Source organism: Neomegalonema perideroedes DSM 15528 (genome assembly GCF_000374145.1).
Classification (GTDB): domain Bacteria; phylum Pseudomonadota; class Alphaproteobacteria; order Rhodobacterales; family Rhodobacteraceae; genus Neomegalonema; species Neomegalonema perideroedes.
Map to the genome: position 1 here is coordinate 691,780 of NZ_KB893654.1, position 21,329 is coordinate 713,108.

The 21,329-nt window shown below is 64.2% G+C and carries 18 protein-coding genes; 8 read left to right on the forward strand and 10 right to left on the reverse strand.

Translation table 11 applies throughout. The features are described from left to right. Nucleotides 1-5 precede the first annotated feature (5 nt). The 3 genes from B161_RS0110465 (at nt 6) to B161_RS0110475 (ending at nt 5,153) form a co-directional block, all read left to right on the forward strand. Complete coding sequence (locus B161_RS0110465) at nt 6-2,156, forward strand: hydantoinase/oxoprolinase family protein (protein WP_018633346.1); 2,151 nt, start codon at nt 6-8, stop codon at nt 2,154-2,156. Nucleotides 2,157-2,177: 21 nt separating this feature from the next. Continuing rightward, the gene (locus B161_RS0110470; RefSeq protein ID WP_018633347.1) at nt 2,178-4,493 is read left to right on the forward strand and encodes a hydantoinase B/oxoprolinase family protein; all 2,316 of its coding nucleotides are present in this window, start codon (nt 2,178-2,180) and stop codon (nt 4,491-4,493) included. Nucleotides 4,494-4,649: 156 nt separating this feature from the next. After that, nucleotides 4,650-5,153 carry an acetone carboxylase subunit gamma gene (locus tag B161_RS0110475; protein ID WP_018633348.1) on the forward strand — a complete coding sequence of 168 codons (504 nt, stop codon included), beginning with the start codon at nt 4,650-4,652 and terminating at the stop codon, nt 5,151-5,153. A 235-nt stretch (nt 5,154-5,388) separates the two neighbouring features. Here the strand turns inward: B161_RS0110475 and B161_RS0110480 are convergent, their stop codons facing one another. From B161_RS0110480 to B161_RS0110515, 7 genes are all read right to left on the reverse strand, one after another. After that, on the reverse strand, nt 5,389-6,531 hold the full coding sequence (locus B161_RS0110480) for a branched-chain amino acid ABC transporter substrate-binding protein (protein ID WP_018633349.1): 1,143 nt from the start codon (nt 6,529-6,531) through the stop codon (nt 5,389-5,391). 94 nt (nt 6,532-6,625) lie between these two features. Beyond that, nucleotides 6,626-6,970: a DUF6867 family protein gene (locus B161_RS0110485; protein ID WP_018633350.1), complete on the reverse strand. Its 345-nt coding sequence runs from the start codon at nt 6,968-6,970 to the stop codon at nt 6,626-6,628. A 38-nt stretch (nt 6,971-7,008) separates the two neighbouring features. Continuing rightward, nucleotides 7,009-7,740 (reverse strand): ABC transporter ATP-binding protein, encoded by a 732-nt coding sequence (locus B161_RS0110490; protein WP_018633351.1) that lies wholly within the window; start codon nt 7,738-7,740, stop codon nt 7,009-7,011. After that, entirely contained in the window at nt 7,737-8,657 is a 921-nt protein-coding gene (locus B161_RS0110495; RefSeq protein WP_018633352.1) for an ABC transporter ATP-binding protein, read from the reverse strand. Before B161_RS0110495 ends, B161_RS0110490 begins: the two co-directional genes overlap by 4 nt. Then, complete coding sequence (livM, locus tag B161_RS0110500; RefSeq protein ID WP_018633353.1) at nt 8,657-10,045, reverse strand: high-affinity branched-chain amino acid ABC transporter permease LivM; 1,389 nt, start codon at nt 10,043-10,045, stop codon at nt 8,657-8,659. The genes B161_RS0110495 and livM overlap by 1 nt, the downstream gene beginning before the upstream one ends. Before the next feature lie 4 nt (nt 10,046-10,049). Further along, the gene (locus B161_RS0110505) at nt 10,050-10,952 is read right to left on the reverse strand and encodes a branched-chain amino acid ABC transporter permease (RefSeq protein WP_018633354.1); all 903 of its coding nucleotides are present in this window, start codon (nt 10,950-10,952) and stop codon (nt 10,050-10,052) included. Between the two features lie 294 nt (nt 10,953-11,246). Then, entirely contained in the window at nt 11,247-12,632 is a 1,386-nt protein-coding gene (locus B161_RS0110515) for an L-serine ammonia-lyase (protein ID WP_018633355.1), read from the reverse strand. 697 nt (nt 12,633-13,329) lie between these two features. Here B161_RS0110515 and nrdH point away from each other — a divergent pair. Genes nrdH through nrdF form a run of 4 tightly spaced genes read left to right on the forward strand, consistent with a single transcriptional unit; the run spans nt 13,330 to nt 17,110 of the window. Beyond that, entirely contained in the window at nt 13,330-13,563 is a 234-nt protein-coding gene (gene nrdH, locus B161_RS0110525) for a glutaredoxin-like protein NrdH (protein ID WP_018633357.1), read from the forward strand. Nucleotides 13,564-13,572: 9 nt separating this feature from the next. Beyond that, complete coding sequence (nrdI, locus tag B161_RS0110530) at nt 13,573-13,986, forward strand: class Ib ribonucleoside-diphosphate reductase assembly flavoprotein NrdI (protein WP_018633358.1); 414 nt, start codon at nt 13,573-13,575, stop codon at nt 13,984-13,986. Continuing rightward, complete coding sequence (gene nrdE, locus B161_RS0110535; RefSeq protein WP_018633359.1) at nt 13,959-16,118, forward strand: class 1b ribonucleoside-diphosphate reductase subunit alpha; 2,160 nt, start codon at nt 13,959-13,961, stop codon at nt 16,116-16,118. Before nrdI ends, nrdE begins: the two co-directional genes overlap by 28 nt. Nucleotides 16,119-16,129: 11 nt before the next feature. After that, nucleotides 16,130-17,110, forward strand: coding sequence for a class 1b ribonucleoside-diphosphate reductase subunit beta (nrdF, locus tag B161_RS0110540; RefSeq protein WP_018633360.1), 981 nt, complete (start codon nt 16,130-16,132; stop codon nt 17,108-17,110). A gap of 69 nt (nt 17,111-17,179) precedes the next feature. On the opposite strand, the gene B161_RS0110545 is transcribed toward nrdF, so the two are convergent. After that, on the reverse strand, nt 17,180-18,172 hold the full coding sequence (locus B161_RS0110545; protein WP_205619239.1) for a VOC family protein: 993 nt from the start codon (nt 18,170-18,172) through the stop codon (nt 17,180-17,182). Between the two features lie 120 nt (nt 18,173-18,292). After that, nucleotides 18,293-18,691, reverse strand: coding sequence for a peptide-methionine (R)-S-oxide reductase MsrB (msrB, locus tag B161_RS0110550; RefSeq protein ID WP_018633362.1), 399 nt, complete (start codon nt 18,689-18,691; stop codon nt 18,293-18,295). Between the two features lie 135 nt (nt 18,692-18,826). Here msrB and B161_RS0110555 point away from each other — a divergent pair, with 135 nt between their 5' ends. Then, complete coding sequence (locus B161_RS0110555; protein ID WP_018633364.1) at nt 18,827-19,597, forward strand: GNAT family N-acetyltransferase; 771 nt, start codon at nt 18,827-18,829, stop codon at nt 19,595-19,597. Nucleotides 19,598-19,615: 18 nt separating this feature from the next. Here B161_RS0110555 and dnaA read toward each other — a convergent pair whose 3' ends face one another. After that, a complete protein-coding gene (gene dnaA / locus B161_RS0110560; RefSeq protein WP_018633365.1) occupies nt 19,616-21,121 on the reverse strand; it encodes a chromosomal replication initiator protein DnaA in 1,506 nt (501 codons plus the stop codon). Nucleotides 21,122-21,329 lie beyond the last annotated feature (208 nt).

Here is a 21,329-nt window from a genome sequence, read left to right on the forward strand (position 1 = left end):
AAAATATGGATACGGCCAGACAAGGTCGCCGCGTTCAGGTGCTCGGCATCGACGCCGGCGGCACCATGACCGACACCTTCTTCGTGGACAGCGACGGCGATTTCGTCGTCGGCAAAGCGCAGTCCACGCCCCAGAACGAGGCCCTCGGCCTGATCGCCTCCAGCAAGGACGGCCTCGGCGCCTGGGGCATGAAGATCGAGGACGCGCTCTCCGAGATTCAGACCGGCGTCTATTCCGGCACGGCCATGCTCAACCGCGTGGTGCAGCGCAAGGGCCTGAGCGTCGGCCTGATCGTCAATGCGGGCATGGAGGACTTCCACCGCATGGGCCGCGCCATTCAGGCCTATCTCGGCTTCGCCTATGAGGACCGCATCCACCTCAACACGCATTATTACGACGAGCCTCTGGTGCCCCGGCGCCTGACGCGCGGCGTGGTCGAGCGGGTGGACATGTTCGGCACGGTGGTGATCCCCCTCCGCGAGGAGACCGCTCGGAAATCCGCCCGCGAGCTGATCGCCCTCGACGTCGAGGGCATCGTGATCTCGCTGCTGCACAGCTATAAGAACTCCGACCACGAGCGCCGCGTGCGCGACATCGTGCTGGAGGAGGTCAAGGCTTCGGGCAAGGACATCCCGGTCTTCGCCTCGACCGATTATTATCCGGTGCGCAAGGAAACCCACCGCACCAACACCACCATCCTTGAAGCCTACGCCGCCGAGCCCTCCCGCCAGACGCTGAAGAAGATCTCCAGCGCCTTCAAGGAGAATGGGTCGAAATTCGACTTCCGCGTGATGGCCACCCATGGCGGCACCATCTCTTGGAAGGCGAAAGAGCTGGCGCGCACCATCGTCTCCGGCCCCATCGGCGGGGTGATCGGCGCGAAATATCTCGGCGAGGTGCTGGGCTACTCCAACATCGCCTGCTCCGACATCGGCGGCACCTCCTTCGACGTGGCGCTGATCACGCAGAACGAGCTGACCATCAAGAACGATCCGGATATGGCGCGCCTCGTGCTGTCTCTGCCGCTCGTGGCGATGGATTCGGTGGGCGCGGGCGCGGGCAGCTACATCCGCCTCGATCCCTACACCAAGGCGATCAAGCTCGGGCCGGATTCGGCGGGCTATCGGGTGGGCGTCTGCTGGGCGGATTCGGGCGTCGAGACGGTGACGATCTCGGATTGCCACGTCATCCTCGGCTATCTGAACCCGGACAACTTCCTCGGCGGACAGGTCAAGCTCGACCGCGAGCGCGCCTGGAAGGCCATGAAGGAGCAGGTCGCCGATCCGCTCGGACTTTCGGTCGAAGAGGCCGCCGCGGGCGTCATCCAGCTTCTGGACAGCGATCTGCGCGATTATCTGCGCTCGATGATCTCGGGCAAGGGCTATAGCCCGAGCAGCTTCGTCTGCTTCTCCTATGGCGGCGCGGGCCCGGTCCACACCTACGGCTACACCGAGGGCCTCGGCTTTCAGGACGTCATCGTTCCGGCTTGGGCGGCGGGCTTCTCGGCCTTCGGCTGCGCGGCGGCGGATTTCGAATATCGTTACGACAAATCGCTGGACATCAACATCGCCGTGGATGGTCCGGATGATCAGAAGGCCGCCTCCTCCAAGACTCTGCAAGAGGCTTGGGCCGAGCTTCAGGAGCGCGTCCTCGAGGAATTCGCGATCAACGGCTATAAGCCCGAGCAGGTCAAGCTTCAGCCCGGCTTCCGCATGCAATATCGCGGTCAGCTGAACGATCTAGAGATCGAGAGCCCCATTCCCTCCGCCGCCACGGCCGAAGATTGGGACAAGCTCGTCGAGGCCTTCAACGACACCTATGGCCGCGTCTACGCCGCCTCCGCCCGTTCGCCGGAGCTGGGTTATTCGGTCACCGGCGCGATCATGCGCGGCATGGTCCCCATTCCGAAGCCGAAGATCCCCAAAGAGGAGCTTGGTTCCGAAACGCCCGCCGAAAGCGCCAGGCTCGGCACGCGGAAATTCTACCGCAAGGGCGAGTGGGTCGACGCGCAGCTCTACCACATGGAGTCGCTGACCCCCGGCAACCGCATCACCGGCCCGGCGATCATCGAATCCGACGCCACGACCTTCGTCGTGCCGGGCGGCTTCGAGACTTGGCTCGACGGCCATCGCCTCTTCCACCTCAAGGAAGTTTGACGGGTCAGGGAGGATAAAAACATGAATATTCAAGCGAAGACCAAGACGCGCGGCATCGTCCGCGGCGGCGAGACGCTCAAGCAGCATCGCGACCGCCTCATGGAGGCCACCAAGAAGACCAAGCATTACGCGGGTCTGACCAAGATGGAGCTGCGCGACAGCGATCCCATCAAATACAACAAGCTCTTCTCGCGCCTGCGCGCCGGCGTGGTGGACGCCCGCGAGACCTCCAAGAAGATCGCGGCCTCGCCCATCGTGGAGCAGGAGGGCGAGCTTTGCTTCACCCTCTATAACGCGGCCGGCGACGCCATTTTGACCTCGACGGGCATCATCATCCACGTCGGCACCATGGGCGCGGCGATCAAATACATGATCGAGAATGATTGGGAATCCAATCCGACGATCCGCGACAAGGACATCTTCTGCAACAACGACTCGCTGATCGGCAACGTCCATCCCTGCGACATCCACACCATCGTCCCCATCTTCCACGAGGGCGAGCTGATCGGCTGGGTCGGCGGCGTGACCCACGTGATCGACACGGGTTCGGTTGGCCCCGGCTCGATGTCCACCGGGCAGATCCAGCGCTTCGGCGACGGCTATTCGATCACCTGCCGCAAGATCGGCGAGAACGACACGCTGTATCGCGATTGGCTCCATGAGAGCCAGCGCATGGTCCGCACGACCCGCTACTGGATGCTCGACGAGCGCACCCGCGTCGCGGGCTGCCATATGATCCGCAAGCTGGTCGAAGAGGTCATCGCCGAGGACGGGATCGAGAATTATTGGAAATTCGCTTACGAGTCGGTGGAGCATGGCCGTCTGGGTCTGCAAAACCGCATCAAGGCGATGACCATCCCCGGCAAATATCGTCAGGTCGGCTTCGTCGACGTGCCTTATGATCATGACGACGTGCGCGTGCCTTCGGATTTCGCGAAGGTCGACACGATCATGCATGCGCCCTCCGAGATCACCATCCGCCCGGACGGCACATGGCGCCTCGATTTCGAAGGCTCCAGCCGCTGGGGCTGGCACACCTATAACGCCCATCAGGTGAGCTTCACCTCAGGCATCTGGGTGATGATGACCCAGTCGCTGATCCCCTCGGAGATGATCAACGACGGCGCCGCCTACGGCACGGAGTTCAGGCTCCCCAAGGGCACCTGGATGAACCCCGACGACCGGCGCGTCGCCTTCAGCTACTCTTGGCACTTCCTCGTCTCGGCTTGGACGGCGCTCTGGCGCGGCTTGTCGCGGTCCTATTTCGGCCGCGGCTATCTGGAGGAGGTCAACGCGGGCAACGCCAACACCTCCAACTGGCTGCAGGGCGGCGGCTTCAACCAGTACGACGAGATCCACGCCGTCAACTCCTTCGAATGCGCCGCGAACGGCGTGGGCGCCAGCGCCGTGGCCGACGGCATCAGCCATGCGGCGGCGGTCTGGAACCCCGAAGGCGACATGGGCGACATGGAGATCTGGGAGCTGGCCGAGCCGCTCGTCTATCTCGGACGCCAGATCAAAGCCTCTTCGGGCGGCGCCGGACGCTTCCGCGGCGGCTGCGGCTTCGAGAGCCTGCGTCTGGTCTGGAACGCCAAGGACTGGACCATGTTCTTCATGGGCAACGGCCATATCTCTTCGGATTGGGGGATCATGGGCGGCTATCCGGCGGCCTCCGGCTACCGCTTCGAGGCCCATGACACCAACCTCAAGGAGATCATCGCCAAGGGCGGCGAGATCCCGCTGGGCGGCGACGTCGACCCCGAGCATCCGCTTTGGGAGGCGCTCATCCCGGACGCCAGGGTGAAGCGCGACAAGCAGGCGATCACCACCGAGGCCATGTTCAAGGACTACGACCTCTATCTGAACACCATGAGCGGCGGTCCCGGCTTCGGCGATCCGCTCGACCGCGAGCCGCAATCCGTGGCCGACGACGTGAACGGCGGCTATCTGCTGCATCGCTTCGCGGAAAGCGTCTACGGCGTGGCGCTGAAGAAGGCCGCCGACGGCTTGCTCGGCGTGGATGAGGCGGGCACCAAATCGCTGCGCGCCAAGATCCGCAAAGAGCGCCTCGCGGAATCCGTTCCGACCAAGGAATGGATGGCCAAAGAGCGTCAGAAGATCCTCGCCAAGGACGCAGGCGTGCAGGTCCAGCAGATGTTCGCCGCGAGCTTCAAGCTCGGGCCGCGCTTCGAGCAGGATTTCCGCAAATTCTGGGATCTGCCCGAGGACTGGAAGCTGCTTGAGGCGGATCTTCCGATCCCCTCCTACGGCCGCGAATACACCATGGACCTCTCCGAATTGCCGGACGTCAAGACCGTGCAATTCGTCGAGGAGTGATCTCCTGAGCATTGTCCAGCGAAGCCGATCAGGCTTCGCGTCGTGAACATGCGACCGCACAAGAAGTTGGAGCGTTGGAACGCTCCAACCCGGCGCCGCCTCATAAGGCGAGGCGGCGCCGCCGCAGAAAACCAAGGAAATTCAGGGAGGTTACCCATGGCCTACACCAAGGCGAAGATCAAGGATCTGGTCGACGGCAAGATCGACCGCGACACGCTCCACACCATGCTCTCGACGCCCAAGGATAAAGAGCGTTTCGAGATGTACATCGACATCCTGCAGGAGCAGGTTCCCTGGGACGATAAGATCATCCTGCCGCTCGGCCCCAAGCTCTTCATCGTGCAGCGCAAGGCCGATAAGAAATGGGTGATCCGCAGCATCGCCGGACATGACTTCTGCGATTGGCGCGAGAACTGGAAGCTCCACGCCCGGGTGCGCGTCCGCGACACCGCCGAGCAGATGGAGAAGCTTTATCCGCGGCTCATGGCGCCCTCGACCGAGTGGCAGGTGATCCGTGAGTATTTCTGCCCGCTGTCGGGCGATCTGCTGGAGGTCGAGGCTCCGACGCCTTGGTATCCGGTCATCCACGACTTCGAGCCCGACATCGACGCTTTCTATACGCAATGGCTGGGTCTGGAGGTGCCCGAGCGCGCGGCCTGAAGCCGGATTCCGGCTTGTTTCCTGATGCTTGACCGCTCTCCCGAGCGGTCGTCTCCCCCACTGGACGGGCCCCCTCGCAAGGGGCCCGCTTTTTTTTGCGCTGGCGCGCAGGGGGGCGCTTTTTTGCGCTGGCGCGCAGGGGCCCGCTTTTTTTGCGCTTGCGCGCGGGGGGGGCGCCATGAAAAACGGCGGAGGCTCGCGCCCCCGCCGCTGATATCTTCAAAGACCTGCGCCCTTACTCGGCGGGCTCGGCCTCCGCCGTCTCCAGCGCCTTATAGGTGTAGCCGCCGTTGGCGTCCTTCTCCCACGAATAGACGATGTAGGTCGGCTGGGTCACGTCGCCCTTGGCGTCGAAGCTGATCGGGCCGATGGCCGTTTCATATTCGCCGCTCTTGAGCGTCTCGGCGAGAACCTCGGGATCGGTGGAGCCCGCCTTCGCGGCGGCCTGCGCCACCAGCTGGAGGATCGAGTAGGAGTAGAGCGTGTAGGCTTCCGGCTCGAAGCCCGAGGCGCGGAACTCCTCGACGATCTTCTGCGCGCCGGGATTCAGGCGCGGGTCGGGCGCGAAGGTCATGAGCGTGCCCTGAATGGCGTCGCCCGCGATGGCGGCCAGCTCGTTGGACACGATGCCGTCGCCGGACATCAGGCGCACCTTCAGGCCCTGATCGGCCAGCTGACGGATGATCAGGCCGGCTTCCGTGTGCAGGCCGCCGAAATAAATGAAGTCGACGCCCGCCTCTTTGATCTTGGCGATCAGAGCGGAGAAATCCTTGTCGCCCGCATTGACGCCCTCATAGAGCAGCGGAGTCTTGCCGCCCTCGATCAGCGCGGCGCGGGTCACGTCGGCGAGGCCCTGTCCATAGGGGGTCTTGTCATGGACCACCGCGACTTTGGCGTCAGGCAGGTTCTCAAGGATGTAGCCGCCCGCGACGGCGCCTTGCTGGTCGTCGCGGCCGCAGACGCGGAAGGTGTTCCAGAGTCCGCGATCCGTCAGGGTCGGGTTGGTCGCGGCGGGCGAGATGGCGAGGACGCCGTTCTCGGCGTAGACCGCCGTGGAGGGAATGGCCACGCCCGAGTTGTAATGCGCGACCACGATGCCCACGCCGTCGGCCACGAAGTTATTCGCCACCGAGACGCCCTGACGCGGATCCGAAACGTCGTCGCCGATGCGCAGACGGATCTGCTCGCCGTTGATTCCGCCCGCCGCGTTGAGGTCGGCGACGGCCTTCTCGGCTCCGCGCTGGATCTGCGCGCCGAAGGCCGCGTTCGGGCCGGTGATCGGCGCCGCGACGCCGATCGTGATCTCGGCCGAAGCCGGGGCCGCCGCGAAGGCCGTCATGGCCGTGAGAGCCAGAGCGGAGAGAAGGGGTTTTCTCATGACAAGAGGACTCCTGACGTTGATTCCGAATGTCCGGATTTGCCCGGATCGTGAATTTTGGCGCATGCGGGACATGCCGGGGCGCATCATGCGCCTATTTCTCCGCCCATGAAAAGGGGGAGGTTTTTTTGTAGAGCCAATAATAGGCGGTGGTCATTTGATTGGTCCGCGTAAAGCGATAGGCGGCGAAGCTGAAGGCCAGCAGGATCGCCGCGTCGACCAGATAATAATGCGGCGAGAGGAAGGTTCCGCCGAAAAGCGCGAAATGGAGAAACCGCACGCCCACCGCCAGAAGCAGCGTGTAGAGCGCCAGAACATGCGGCTTGCGCCAGGTCTCGGCGCAGGCCTTTCCGGCGCGCCAGGCCGTCCAGCCGCCGATGACCAGGGTGATGAAGACGAACTGCATCGCCGAGGGTTCTTCATAGAGGATTCCCTGCATGGATCAGGCTCCCTTTTCCTGCGCTGCGCTTGTCCGGATCAATGATGTCCGCCTTCGAGATAGGCGGCCCGCACTTCGGGATTGGCGAGCAGCTCCTTGCTCGGCCCCTCCATGGAGACCTTGCCGTTGACCATCACATAGCCGCGGCCCGAGAGCTTCAGCGCCGCGAAGGCGTTTTGCTCCACGATGAAGACCGTCAGGCCCTCCTGCTGGTTGAGCAGCTTGATGGCCTCGAAGATCTGCTTGACGATCAGCGGCGCGAGGCCCAGCGAAGGCTCGTCCAGCAGCAGCAGCTTGGGCCGCGCCATGAGCGCGCGTCCGATGGAGAGCATCTGCTGCTCGCCGCCGGAGAGCGTGCCGCCGCGCTGCGCCTGACGCTCCTTCAGGCGGGGGAAGAGGGTGAAGATCTTCTCCACGTCCTCTTTGAAATAGGTTTGGTTGTCGAGACTCGCGCCCATCTGGAGGTTTTCGTAAACCGTCATGCGCGGGAAGATGCGCCGCCCCTCCGGAGACTGGGCGATGCGTTTGCGCGCGATGAGATGGGTCGGGACGCGGGTGATGTCTTCGCCGTCGAAGAGGATCCGGCCCTGACGCGCCTGAGGCTGGCCGCAAATGGTCATCATCAGCGTGGATTTGCCCGCGCCGTTGGCGCCGATCAGACAGACGATCTCGCCGCGATGGACCTCCACGTCCACGCCCGCGAGGGCGCGGATGGCGCCGTAATAGGTTTCGACGCCTTCCACCTTGAGCAGAGGAGTTTGCGCGTTCATCGGGCGTCTCCCGTCGGCTGTCCGGCCTCGTGTTCGTGGCTCACTTCCTCGGCGACCTCCTCGATTTCCTCGAGCACCTCGTCGACCTCGTCGTCCTCCACGCCGAGATAGGCGGCGATGACGCGCGGGTCGTTCTGGACGTGCTTGGGCGTGCCGTCGGAGATCTTCGCGCCATATTCCAGAACCACGACGTGATCCGAAATCTGCATGACCACCGACATGTCATGTTCGATGAGCAGCAGCGAGACGTCATGCTTCTCGCGGATGGAGCGCAGCAAGGTGTTCAGCTCCAGCGACTCGCGGGGGTTCAGACCCGCCGCGGGCTCGTCGAGACAGAGGAACTCCGGCCCGGTGCACATGGCGCGGGCGATCTCCAGCCGCCTTTGCTCGCCATAGGGCAAGTCTCCCGCCGGATCGTCGGCGCGATGGACGAGGTTGATCATCTCCAGCCAATAGCGGGCCTTTTCAATCGCCTCTTTGGCGGCGTCCTTATAGGGCCGCCAGCCGAGCAGCCCCAGCACCGTGAAGCCCGAGGATTTCATCAGGGCGTTATGCTGCGCGACCAGAAGGTTTTCGAGAACCGTCAGGCCGGTGAAGAGCCGGATGTTCTGGAAGGTGCGCGAGACCTTGGCGTCGCGGTTGATCTCGAAATCGCTCATGCGTTCGAGATTGAACTCCTCGCCGTTGGAGCGGCGCATGAGGATGCGCCCCATGGTCGGCTTGTAAAAGCCCGTGACGCAGTTGAAGACCGTGGTCTTGCCCGCGCCGTTGGGGCCGATCAGAGCGGTGATCTCGCCGCGTTTGGCCGAGAAGCTCAGGTCGTTGATGGCGATCAGCCCGCCGAAGCGCATGGTCATATGCTCGACGCGCAGCACTTCGTCGCCGGAGAGGCGGCGTTCCTCGGGGTGTTGGGTCATCAGCCGTGTCCCTCCTTGGTGAAGGCGCTGGAGACCGCCTTGCGCTCATGCAGGAAGGCCGTGGGATTGCGGACGCTCACGAGTCCGCGCGGCTTGAGGACCATCACGATCACCATGGCGAGGCCGAAGATCAGCATGCGGTAAAGCTCGGGCGTGAAATCCGGCCCGAAGATGGTTTTGAGGAAGTGCATCTCGCGCAGAAGCTCGGTGCCGCCGATCATCACGATGGCCGCCACGGCGATGCCGAACAAAGAGCCCATGCCCCCCAGAACCACCACCGCGAGGATGATCGCCGATTCATGGAAGGTGAAGCTCTCCGGCGAGATGAAGCCCTGGCGCGCCGCGAAGAAGGCGCCCGCGAATCCGCCGAACATCGCGCCGATGGAGAAGGCGGTGAGCTTGGTGGTCACGGTGTTGATGCCGAGCGAGCGGCAGGCGATCTCATCCTCGCGCAGCGCCTCCCAAGCGCGGCCGATGGGCATGTTCCTCAGCCGGATGGTGACGACGGCCGTGACCGCGCACATGGCGAGGATCACGTAAAACAGGAAGATCTTGTAATAGGCCGAGGATTGCCGCAGGCCGAAGGCCTTGGCGAAGTTATTGTCCGCGCCGACCTCGAAGGACCAGATCCCGAAGATCGAGGCCTTGGGCACGCCCGAGACGCCGAAGGTGCCTTGGGTCACGTCGGTCCAGTTGATGAGCACGAGGCGGATGATCTCGCCGAAGGCGAGGGTCACCACCGCGAGGTAATCGCCGCGCAGCCTCAGCACCGGGAAGCCGAGGATGATCCCCCAGAAGGCCGCGAGAATCCCCGCCAGAGGCAGCAGCGTCCAGAAGGAGAGGCCGAAATAGAGCGAGAGCAGCGCGTAGCTATAGGCGCCCACCGCATAAAAGGCGACATAGCCGAGATCCAGCAAGCCCGCGAGCCCGACCACGATGTTCAGGCCCCAGGCGAGCATCACGTAGATCAGGATCTGAACGCCGTAATTATCGACCCATTTCAGGGATTTCTGCGGCCCCACCAGCCAGACCATGGCCATGGGGAAGACCAAAAGCGCGAGCAGCGCGATCCAGCCGATGTTGCGCCGGAGGAGGCTTTGCGTCGGGACTTCGGTTTTGGCGGCCTTGGCGGCTTTCCGCGCGGCGAACCAAGGGCCGATGAAATAAACGATCAGAAAGCGTCCGACGACGGCGATGGCGACCAAAATCGCCAGAAGCCCCCAGCGCTGATTCAGCACCAGCTGGTTGCGGATGTTCTGCGTGGTCTCAAGACCGACGTAGAGCACGAACATGCCGAAGGAGATCAATCCCGCGAAAAGCGCTTCGCGGAGCGCCCATTTCAGGCGGTCGTCCGAGGGGATGCGGGGCGGTTGAGCGGCGGCTGTCATGGCGTCAGACCTTCTCGATCTCGGGCCGCCCGAGCAGGCCCGAAGGTTTGAAGATCAGCACGATGGCCAGAATGGAGAAGGTGGCCACGTCTTTGTAGTCGATGGAGAAATAGGCCGACCAAAGCGACTCGATCAGGCCGATCAGCAAGCCGCCCAGCAAAGCGCCCGGCAGCGAGCCGATGCCCCCCAGAACCGCCGCCGTGAAGGCCTTGACGCCCGGAATGAAGCCGTCGCTGAAGGTCGCCACGCCGTAGTACATGAGGTACATGGCGCCCGCCACGCCCGCCAGAGAGGCGCCCATCACGAAGGTGATGGAGATGGTGCGGTCCACGTCGATGCCGAGCAGAGCGGCCATTTTACGGTCCTGCTCGGTGGCGCGCTGGGCGCGTCCGAGCGAGGTCTTGGTCACGACGTACCAGAAGGCGGTCATCATCACGATGGTGATCAGCACGATCAGGATCTGCTTGAGCGAGATCGTCACGCCGTAGACGTCGTAGACCTTGGTGACCATCGGCGGGATGGGCTTGTTGCGCGGGCCCTGAGTCACCTGAATGAAGTTCGACAGCACGATGGACATGCCGATGGCCGTGATCAGCGGCGCCAGACGAAAAGAGCCGCGCAAAGGCCGGTAGGCGATGCGTTCGATCACCCAGCTCCAGAGGCTGGACATGACGATGGCCGTGGCCATCATCACCAGCAGCATCGCCGCCACGCCCATCCCCGCCACCAGAGAGGTGAGGATCAGGAACATGATCAGCGCCGCGAAGGTGCCGAGCATGAACACGTCGCCATGCGAGAAGTTGATCATGCCGATGATGCCATAGACCATCGTATAGCCGATGGCGATCATGCCGTAGACCGATCCGAGCGTTACGCCGTTGATGGTCTGCTGGATGAAATACTCCATAGTCCCCCTCTCGCCTTTCATTCGCGGCGCGAGCCTCTCCGCGAGGAGGGCCGCGACGGCGCCGCGTGGTTTTTATCGGGTCGAGCCGGACGGCCTTATCCTGACGCGCCGGAATTTTTGGTCTCGTTTTTCGTCTTGTCGAAATTCTGTTATCCCAAATCTGGAATAGCAACAGGCATTCTGCGCAAAAATGGATTTTCCCGCCCGCATGCGGGCGCGGATGCGGGCCCGGGGCGGCTTCGAATTCGCCGGCGAGGGCTCCAAGGCGCTTTGAGGCCCCGATTCGCCCGAATCTCAGCAGCCGGGCAGATTCACCGCCAGACCTCCGAGGCTGGTCTCCTTGAACTTCACGCTCATCTCTTCGCCGGTCTCGCGCATGGCGCGGATGCAATTGTCGAGCGGCATGAAATGCGAGCCGTCGCCGCGCAGGGCCAGAGCCGCCGCCGTCACGGCCTTCACCGCCCCGACGCCGTTGCGCTCGATGCAGGGCGCCTGAACCAATCCGCCCACCGGATCGCAGGTCATGCCGAGATGATGCTCAAGCGCGATTTCGGCGGCGTTCTCCACCTGCTCGGGGCCGCCGCCGAGCACCTCGCAGAGCCCCGCCGCCGCCATGGCCGCCGCCGAGCCCACTTCGCCCTGACATCCCGCCTCCGCGCCCGAGATCGAGGCGTTATGCTTGATCAATCCGCCGATGGCGGCGGCGGTCAGCAGGAAATCGCCGACTTTGGCCGGATCCGCCCCGACGCAATGGTCGAGGTAATAGCGGATCACCGCGGGCACGACTCCCGCCGCGCCGTTGGTGGGGGCGGTGACGACTTGTCCGCCCGCCGCGTTCTCCTCGTTGACCGCCATGGCGTAGACCGCCAGCCATTCCGCCGCCAGATGGGGCTGGCCCCGGTTGGAATGCTTCTCGCGCTCCAGCTGGACTCGGATCTTCGCCGCGCGGCGCTTGATTCCGAGCCCGCCGGGGAGGACGCCCTCCTGCGCGAGGCCGCGCTCCATGCAGGCCGCCATGACCTCCCAGATGCGTTTCAGTCCGGCGGCGATCTCCTCCGGCGGGCGGGCGGCGGCTTCGTTGGCGCGCTTCATCCCCGCGACGGAGAGGCCGCTCGCCTGAGCCATGCGCAGCATCTCGGCGGCGCTGGCGAAGGGATAGGGGCGCGCGGCGGCCATCTCCGTCAGAAGCGGCGGCGGGGCGGCCTTCTCGGCGGCGGTGACCACGAAGCCCCCGCCGATGGAGTAATAGGTTTCGGTCAGCAGCGGGCGGCCGCGCCGGTCCAGAGCCTCCAGCACGAGGCCGTTGGCGTGGCCGGGCAGGGGCGGGCCGTAATCGAAGACCACGTCCGTCGCCGGATCGAAAGCCAGAGGCGGAAGCCCGACGTGGCGGAGCAGCTTCTCCTGATCGAGCCGCGCCAACTGGCGCTCGGAGGCGGCGGGATCGAGGCCCTCGGGCGTCCAGCCGAGCAGCCCGAGCGCCACGGCGCGATCCGTGGCGTGGCCTTTGCCGGTGAAGGCGAGGGATCCATGCAGCCGCGCCCGGATCCGCGCGGCGTTGCGTCCCTCCGGCGAGCGGCGGAGCAGATCCAGAAAACGGACGGCGGCGGTCATCGGGCCCATGGTGTGCGACGAGGAAGGGCCGACGCCGATCTTGAAGACCTCGAACACGCTGAGGAACATGATGTTTTCTCCCTGGCGCCGCTGAGGGCGGCTTGGCGGGCGCTTCAGGGCGCCTCTGAGAGGCATCTCACGCCAGATGAGGAATTTTGTCCAGAGCGCGAGGGTTCAGGGGATTTTTCGATTCGCGCGCCTGAAGGCTTCTCCGAGTCGCCTCCGGGCGGAGCGGCGGCGGCGGGAGGGGATTCCGCCCGCCGCTCATTCCCGCCGGGGTTCCGGCCAGGCTTGCGGAATGGGCGAAATATGGACTTGACCCATGTTTTCCTGCGACGCCCTCCGCAAGCCCCGACGCAGGCGCCGCGCGACGGGTCCGAAGGCTTACGGCTTGATTTCTCCGCCCGATCCCGACGGTCCCGAGATTCGCGGCTCGGGGGCTTTCGCGGCGCGGCTCGGGAATGGGCTATCCGAAGGGGCGCTTTCCATAGGTTCTTATTTTGTATCTATGGACAAATAATGGCCAGAAGCTACCATATCTAGCGTTCGAAGGGGCGATGAACCGCAAGGGATAGAGGAAAGCGCGTAAGAGGCGTGAAGATTCCCTCAAAGCCGCCGCCGGGAGTCTTCCTGAAGCCGCCGCAAGGCGCGGAGGGCGGAATAGACCTTTCGAGCGCGAATGTCCATGGGCTGGCGAGCCCGGCGAGCGAGGGCTGAAAGCCTCCGCGGACCAAGCCCGCCCCAAAATCACAAGCGAGACCGAGCAATGACCACCCCCGCCGCCGTCACCGTCTATTCCAAGCCCGCCTGCGTCCAATGCGACGCGACGACCCGGGCGCTTGATCGTCGCGGGGTGGCCTATCGGCTGGTGGATCTGACCGAGGACGCCGAGGCCATGGCCCGCGTGACGGAGCTGGGCTATCGTCAGGCGCCGGTCGTGGTGGCGGGCGACGAGCATTGGGCCGGATTCCGTCCCGACAAGATCGGCCTTCTGGCCTGAAGCCCGGCTATGGGGGGGCTGGTTTATTTCTCCTCCGCCACCGGCAACACCCGCCGCTTCGTCGAAAGACTCGAGGGGCGGCCCGGAAGGCCCGCCCTGAGGATCCTCGGCGGGCCTCTCGTCGCGACGGAGCCTTTCGTCCTCATCTGCCCGAGCTACGGCGACGGCGAGGGCAGGGGCTCCGTGCCCAAGCCGGTGATCAAGTTCCTCAACGACCCCGCGAACCGCGCTTTGCTGCGCGGCGTGATCGGGGCGGGGAACCGCAATTTCGGACATCTCTTCGCCCATGCGGGCGGAGTCGTCGCGGAGAAATGCGGCGTTCCGTTGCTCTATCGGTTCGAGCTTGCCGGAACCGAGACGGACATCGACCGCGTCAATATGGGGCTCGAAGAATTTTGGACACGCCAGCGCGAGAAGGCCTGAAGTCGCCTTCGCCGGAATACGCCGGACTGGATCATCATGCGCTGAACGCGCTGCTGAACCTCTATGATTCTCAGGGACGCATCCGCTTCGACGCGGATCGTCTGGCGGCGCGGCGCTATTTCCTCGAACATGTGAATAAGAACACCGTGTTCTTTCACTCGCTCGACGAGAAGCTCGATTACCTCGTCGAGGAAGGATATTACGAAGGCGAAGTCTTGGCGGCTTACGCTAAGCCCTTCGTCAAAAGCTTGTTCGACGCGGCTTACGCGAAGAAATTCCGCTTTCCGACCTTCCTCGGCGCCTTCAAATATTACACCAGCTACACGCTGAAGACCTTCGACGGCCAGCGCTATCTGGAGCGTTACGAGGATCGCGTGGTCATGGCGGCCCTGACCCTCGCGCGCGGCGACGAGGCTCTGGCGCGGGCGCTGACCGAGGAGATGATTTCGGGGCGCTTCCAGCCCGCCACGCCGACTTTCCTCAACGCCGGCAAGAAGCAGCGCGGAGAACTCATCTCCTGCTTCCTGCTGCGGGTCGAGGACAACATGGAGTCCATCGGCCGGGCCATCAACTCCTCGCTCCAGCTTTCGAAGCGCGGCGGCGGCGTGGCGCTCATGCTGACCAACCTCCGCGAGATGGGCGCGCCCATCAAAGGCATCGAGAATCAGTCTTCGGGCGTTCTGCCGGTCATGAAGCTGCTCGAAGACAGCTTCAGCTACGCCAATCAGCTCGGCGCGCGTCAGGGCGCGGGGGCGGTCTATCTCAACGTCCACCACCCCGACATCCTGCGCTTCCTCGACACCAAGCGCGAGAACGCCGACGAGAAGATCCGCATCAAGACGCTTTCGCTCGGCGTGGTGATCCCGGACGTCACCTTCGAACTCGCGCGCGACAACGCGGACATGTATCTCTTCTCGCCGCATGACGTGCAGAAGGTCTATGGGATTCCCTTCTCCGAAATCTCGGTCACCGAGAAATATCAGGAGATGGTCGATAATCCCCGGATCAAGAAGACCAAGATCAAGGCTCGCGAACTCTTCCAGATCCTCGCCGAGATCCAGTTCGAATCCGGCTATCCCTATATGATGTTCGAAGACAACGTGAACCGCGCCAATCCGGTGGCGGGGCGGATCACCATGTCGAATCTCTGCTCCGAGATCCTTCAGGTCAACGAGGCCAGCACCTATCACGACGACCTCGGTTATGATCACCTCGGCGCGGACATCTCCTGCAATCTCGGCTCGCTGAACATCGCCGCCAGCATGGACGGCGGAAACCTCGGCGCCACGGTCGAGACCGCCATTCGCGCGCTCTCCGCCGTCTCGGAGATGAGCAAGATCGACTCGGTGCCTTCGATCCGGCGCGGCAACGACGAAAGCCACGCCATCGGCCTCGGCCAGATGAACCTTCATGGCTTCCTCGCCCGCGAGCATATTTATTACGGCTCGCCGGAAGGGATCGACTTCACCAACATCTATTTCTGCGCGGTGCTTTATCATTGCCTGCGCGCCTCGAACCGCCTCGCCCGCGAGCGCGGCGAGAGCTTCAAGGGCTTCGAGGCTTCGCAATACGCCAGCGGCGAATTCTTCGCGAAATATACGGATCGCGACTGGCTGCCCGAGACGGAGAAAGTCCGGGCGCTTTTTGAGAAATTCGGCGTGGAGATCCCCAGCCGCGAGGATTGGGCCGCGCTCAAGGCCGACGTGATGGCGGGCGGGCTCTATAACCGCAATCTTCAGGCGGTGCCGCCGACCGGCTCCATCAGCTACATCAACAACTCCACCAGCTCGATTCATCCCATCGTGGCGAAGGTCGAGATCCGCAAGGAAGGCAAGATCGGGCGCGTCTATTACCCGGCCCCCTTCATGGATAACGAGAATCTTCAGTATTATCAGGACGCTTATGAAATCGGCCCTGAGAAGATCATCGACACCTACGCCGCCGCGACCCAGCATGTGGATCAAGGCCTCTCGCTGACGCTCTTCTTCCGCGACACCGCCACCACCCGCGATCTCAACCGCGCCCAGATCTACGCCTGGCGCAAAGGGATTAAGACCATCTATTACATCCGCCTGCGCCAGATGGCCCTTGAGGGGACTGAAGTGCAGGGCTGCGTTTCGTGCAGCCTGTGAGGAAGCCCCCGATGAACATCGCCCATCCGTCGCAGCGCGCCGCGCTCAAGGCCGTCAACTGGAACCGGATTCAGGACGACAAGGATCTGGAGGTCTGGAATCGTCTGACCAGCAATTTCTGGCTGCCGGAGAAAGTCCCGCTCTCCAACGACATCCCGAGCTGGGGGACGCTCCGCCCCGCCGAGCGCCAATTGACCATCCGCGTCTTCACCGGCCTGACGCTGCTCGACACCATCCAGAGCGCGGTCGGCGCGCCCTCGCTCATGCCCGACGCCGAGACGCCCCATGAAGAGGCCGTGCTGGCCAACATCGCCTTTATGGAGGCGGTGCATGCGCGCTCCTATTCCTCGATCTTCTCGACGCTCTGCCTGACCGCCGAAGTCGACGAGGCTTTCCGCTGGGCGGAGGAGAATCCGCATCTCCAGCAGAAGGCCGCCCTGATCCTCGACGAATATAAGGCGACGAGCGATCCGCTCCGGCGGAAAGTGGCGAGCGTCTTCCTGGAGAGCTTCCTCTTCTACTCGGGCTTTTATCTGCCCATGTGGTGGTCGAGCCGCGCCAAGCTGACCAACACCGCCGACCTCATCCGGCTGATCATCCGCGACGAGGCCGTGCACGGCTATTACATCGGCTATAAGTTCCAGAAGGCCGTCGAGCGGCTTTCGGAGGAGAAGCGCAAGGAGATCAAGGATTTCGCCTTCTCGCTGCTCTTTGAGCTTCAGGAGATCGAAGCGCTCTACGCCGCCGAGCTTTACGACGAAGTCGGGCTGACCGAGGACGTCAAGGGCTTCCTGCATTACAACGCCAATAAGGCGCTGATGAATCTCGGCTATGAGGCTTTATTCCCGCCGGAGGCGACCAAGGTGAACCCGGCGATTCTGGCTTCGCTTTCGCCCGGCGCCGATGAGAATCACGACTTCTTCTCCGGCTCCGGCTCCTCCTACGTCATCGGCAAGGCGGTCGCGACGACGGACGAGGATTGGGATTTCTAAGCCTTCTCCGGCTTCGGAGATGAAAAAAGAGCGGACGCCGCGGCGTCCGCTCTTTCTGTTCGCCGGGGATCAGACCTTCACGAAGCGCAGCCGGGTTCCCCAAGGATCGCGCGTCTCGAAGCCCTCGCCGGAGGCCAGCTTCTCCACCTGACCCCCCGCCGCCAGAGCCGCCGCCTCGCGGGCGGCGAGGATCGCGGCGTCTTTGGTCTCGAAGCTCGTCCAGGAGAGGCCGAGCGCCGCAGGATCGCGCGGGCCGACGCCTTGGCTGCGCCAGTTGTTCAGCCCGATATGATGGTGATAGCGCCCCGAGGAGAGGAAGGCCGCGCCCCGGAAGACCATCATCTGGGTCGGATCGAGCCCGGCGGTCTTCTGATAGAACTCCGCCGCTTGCGCGACCTCGCCCACCTTCAGATGCATATGGCCGATGCGCAATTCCCGAGGCGCCTCCGTATAGATCGGAACCGAATCGTTCAGCAGGCCGATCAGGCCCTCGAAGTCGATTTGCTCGGTGCCCATGCGGACCTGACCGTTGCTCCAGACCCAGCCCGCCGGATCGCGGTCGGCGTAGACCTCGATTCCATTGCCTTCGGGATCGTCGAGGTAAACCGCCTCGCTGACGTTATGGTCGCCGAAGCCGGTGAGCTGAATCTCCTCCGTCACGACATAGGCCAGCCAGCGCGCCAGATCGAGGCGGCTCGGCAGCAGAAAGGCCGTATGGAAGAGCCCGGCCGCATTGGGCGCGGCGAAAGCGGCCTGAGGCGCGGCCTCCAGCACGAGGATCGGCGCGCCGCCCGGAGCGCCCAAGACGGCGCGTTCCGGCGTGCGCTCCTGCTCCGCGAGGCCGAGCATATGCTGATAAAAGGCCGACATCTTCTGAAGATCGCGCACCTTCAGCGCGGCCTGTCCGATGCGGATCGGCGTCTGATGGGCGAAGAGAATCGGCGAAGCGGCCTGAGCGCGCATCGCTTCGGCGTTCGGGAAGCCCTCGGCGCGCGCGGCGCGGTCGGCGGCGGCGGCGAGGCTGCTCGCTCCGACGAGTTCGAGCAGGCGGCGGCGAGTCATGGTCATGGATCTCCCCAATCGGTCAAGGGCGTGAAGTTCATGGCGATGATGTGGCCTTCGCCGCCTCCGCAGACAAGCCGCTTCTCCGGAGACTCGTCGTCTCCGGAGCGCGGACAATCGTCAGGCTTCGTCTTTGGGCTCATGCTTCAGCGCGGCGGCGTTGATGCAATAGCGCAGACCCTCGGGGCCGGGGCCGTCCGGGAAGACATGGCCCAGATGCGCGTCGCATTGCGAACAGAGCACCTCGACGCGGGTCATGCCGTGGCTATGGTCCGCGCGCTCCTCGACGGCGGCCTGCCCGGCGGGCGCGGTGAAGCTCGGCCAGCCGCAGCCCGATTCGTATTTGGCGTCCGATTCGAAAAGCTCCGCCCCGCAGCAGACGCAGCGAAACCTCGCTTCGCCCTTCGGAAAGGGCGTTTGCGAGAAAGGCCGCTCGGTTCCGGCCTGTCGCGTGACGCGATAGGCCTCGGGGGTGAGCTGAGCGCGCCATTCCTCATCGGTTTTTTTAATCTTCACCATAGACTCCTCGCTGATCTGGTCACGTTTTGGGATATATAATGAAGATCGCGCGGCGTTTCAGCGAGGCGTCGCGGTTTTATGCGAGCGTGAGGCGCGCGGAGGCTCGATCTCCGGCGAGCGTATGAGGATCCGGTCATGATGGGCTTGGGCGGATGGAGCGAATTCCGGCGCGGACGTTATCAGGTGCGGCTCAGCCGGGCGCCGGAGGACGTGATGCGGGCGCAGGCTCTGCGTCATGCGGTCTTCAGGATCGCGCGCGGGCGCTCCGAGGATCCGGCGGGTCTCGACGCGGATCCCTATGACGCGCTCTGCGACCATATGCTGGTCGAGGAGACGGCCACCGGAGAGCTGATCTGCTGCGTGCGGCTTATGTCCTTCGACTCCGGGGATGAGGTGGACCGCGCTTATTCCGCCCAATGGTATGATCTCTCCGCTCTGAGGGGCTTTCAGGAGCCCATGGTCGAGATGGGGCGCTTTTGCGTGCGGCCCGACCATCGGGGCAGCGGCGAGGCTCTGCGCATCGCTTGGGCGGCCATGACGCGCTATGTGGACGAGCGCGGCGTGCAACTCATGTTCGGCTGCTCCAGCTTCGACGGCTCGGACGCCGAGCCCTACGCCGACGTCTTCGCCTTGCTGAAAGAAAAGCATCTCGCGCCCAAACGCTGGCTGCCGCGCATTAAATCGCCGCGGGTCTTTCAATTCGCCAAGAAGCTGCGCTTCCGGCGGCCGGATCTGGTCAAGGCCGCCAAGGCCATGCCGCCTTTGCTGAGGGGCTATCTCTCGATGGGGGGATGGGTCAGCGATCATGCGGTGATCGACAAGGATCTCAACACGCTGCATGTCTTCACCGGCGTGGAGGTCAGGCGCGTGCCGCCGCGCATGGCGGCGCTGCTGCGCAAAGCCTGAGCGGCGCGGGGAGGGCCTTCAGCCCTCCAGCAGCCGCTTGAGCACCTCGACCTCCTCGTCGAGCTCGTCGTCCACCTCGCGCAGCTCCTCGATGCGCTTGACCGCGTGCATGACCGTGGTGTGGTCGCGGCCGCCGAATTTGCGGCCGATCTCCGGCAGAGACTTCGCCGTGAGGATCTTGCTCAGATACATGGCCACCTGACGCGGACGCGCCACCGATTGCGCCCGCCTCGGCGAGAGCATGTCCGCGAGGCGCACGTTGTAGGATTCCGCGACCTTGCGCTGAATCTCCTCGATGGTGATGCGGCGGTCGTAGGAGCGGAGCAGATCCTGAAGGATCTGACGGGCCATCTCCAGCGTGATCGGGCGCCCGACCAGCGTGGCCTGCGCGAGAAGCCGGTTGAAGGCGCCTTCCAGCTCGCGGGTGTTGGCTGAGACCCGGCTGGCGACGAACTCCAGCACCTTGGGGTCGATCTCGACTTCGGGATATTGTTCGGCCACGGCCTCGGCGCGCATCTGAAGCACGCCCAGACGCAGCTCGTAATCCGTCGGGTGGATGTCGGCCACGAGGCCCCAGCCCAGACGCGATTTGATCCGCTCCTCGATGCCGTCGAGATCGGTCGGCGAGCGGTCGGCGGAGATGACGATCTGGCGGTTCTGGTCGATCAGCGCGTTGAAGGTGTGGAAGAACTCCTCCTGCGTGGAATCCTTGCCCGCGATGAATTGCACGTCGTCGATCAGCAGCACGTCCACCGAGCGGAATTGCTGCTTGAAGTTGATCGTCTCCTTGTAGCGCAGCGCGCTGACGAATTGATACATGAACTTCTCGGCCGAGAGATAGGCCACCCGCCGCTCCGGCCGGGCCCGCTTCACCTCCCAGGCGATGGCGTGCATGAGATGGGTCTTGCCCAGACCCACGCCGCCATAGAGAAACAGCGGATTGAAGGGCGCGGCGCCGTCGGCCTCGGCCACGCGGCGCGCGGCGGCGTGGGCCAGTTCGTTGGATTTGCCGACCACGAAATTATCGAAGGTGAAGCGCCCGTCCAGCTTGGGCGACAGGAAGCTCGGATCCTCCTCGCCCGCCGCCGCCGAAGCGGAAGCCGCCTCGAAAAGCGGGCCGACGTCGTCGGAATCCGCCGGAACCACCCGGCGCTTGCCGCCCGGAGCCGAGGATTTCGCGGATTTGGCCGCAGGCCCCGGTTCGGACGCGCGGCGCGCGGCCGCGGCCTGAGGCGCGGCGAGCGCCCATTCCACCCGGGCGGCGCCGTGATCGCGCCAGATCTCGCGGAGAAGATCGCCATAACGGGCTTCGGCGCCGTCGCGCAGGAAGCGCGAGGGCGCGCCGAGGCGGATCCAGCCTTCGCCGGCCTCGGCCAGAATCAGAGGGTCGATCCAGCTTTTAAAGACGGCTTCGCCCAGATCTTCGCGCAGCGTGAGGCGAATCGAGGCCCAAGCCTCGACGGCGGAGTCGCGGGCGGGCTCCCCGGAGCCTTCGTCGCCGGAATCGAGGTTTCGCGCCGTCACGCTTCGCTCCCGCCTTGCAAAACGCCCGAGCCCCGCCGAACGCAGAGCCCGCATTTTTGGGGACGGAGCGACCGCCCAAGGCGAGAAACGCCTTCGCGCGACTCCGAAAGCCTCGGAGATCGCGCGCGATCTTGCGTCTTCAGGGAAAACGCCGATCCGCGACGGCTGCAGGACGTTCGGGGCGCCGAAAATTCAGGACGGCGCGCCG

What these genes read in the sequence shown, in the direction of transcription:
- B161_RS0110485 (WP_018633350.1), bottom strand. Translation starts at nt 6,970, where the DNA reads ATGCAGGGAATCCTCTATGAAGAACCCTCGGCGATGCAGTTCGTCTTC.
- B161_RS0110555 (WP_018633364.1), top strand. Translation starts at nt 18,827, where the DNA reads ATGATGGGCTTGGGCGGATGGAGCGAATTCCGGCGCGGACGTTATCAG.
- B161_RS0110490 (WP_018633351.1), bottom strand. Translation starts at nt 7,740, where the DNA reads ATGAACGCGCAAACTCCTCTGCTCAAGGTGGAAGGCGTCGAAACCTAT.
- B161_RS0110505 (WP_018633354.1), bottom strand. Translation starts at nt 10,952, where the DNA reads ATGGAGTATTTCATCCAGCAGACCATCAACGGCGTAACGCTCGGATCG.
- msrB (WP_018633362.1), bottom strand. Translation starts at nt 18,691, where the DNA reads ATGGTGAAGATTAAAAAAACCGATGAGGAATGGCGCGCTCAGCTCACC.
- B161_RS0110495 (WP_018633352.1), bottom strand. Translation starts at nt 8,657, where the DNA reads ATGACCCAACACCCCGAGGAACGCCGCCTCTCCGGCGACGAAGTGCTG.
- B161_RS0110470 (WP_018633347.1), top strand. Translation starts at nt 2,178, where the DNA reads ATGAATATTCAAGCGAAGACCAAGACGCGCGGCATCGTCCGCGGCGGC.
- nrdF (WP_018633360.1), top strand. Translation starts at nt 16,130, where the DNA reads ATGAACATCGCCCATCCGTCGCAGCGCGCCGCGCTCAAGGCCGTCAAC.
- B161_RS0110515 (WP_018633355.1), bottom strand. Translation starts at nt 12,632, where the DNA reads ATGTTCCTCAGCGTGTTCGAGGTCTTCAAGATCGGCGTCGGCCCTTCC.
- B161_RS0110465 (WP_018633346.1), top strand. Translation starts at nt 6, where the DNA reads ATGGATACGGCCAGACAAGGTCGCCGCGTTCAGGTGCTCGGCATCGAC.
- nrdH (WP_018633357.1), top strand. Translation starts at nt 13,330, where the DNA reads ATGACCACCCCCGCCGCCGTCACCGTCTATTCCAAGCCCGCCTGCGTC.
- nrdI (WP_018633358.1), top strand. Translation starts at nt 13,573, where the DNA reads ATGGGGGGGCTGGTTTATTTCTCCTCCGCCACCGGCAACACCCGCCGC.
- B161_RS0110545 (WP_205619239.1), bottom strand. Translation starts at nt 18,172, where the DNA reads ATGACTCGCCGCCGCCTGCTCGAACTCGTCGGAGCGAGCAGCCTCGCC.
- B161_RS0110475 (WP_018633348.1), top strand. Translation starts at nt 4,650, where the DNA reads ATGGCCTACACCAAGGCGAAGATCAAGGATCTGGTCGACGGCAAGATC.
- B161_RS0110480 (WP_018633349.1), bottom strand. Translation starts at nt 6,531, where the DNA reads ATGAGAAAACCCCTTCTCTCCGCTCTGGCTCTCACGGCCATGACGGCC.
- livM (WP_018633353.1), bottom strand. Translation starts at nt 10,045, where the DNA reads ATGACAGCCGCCGCTCAACCGCCCCGCATCCCCTCGGACGACCGCCTG.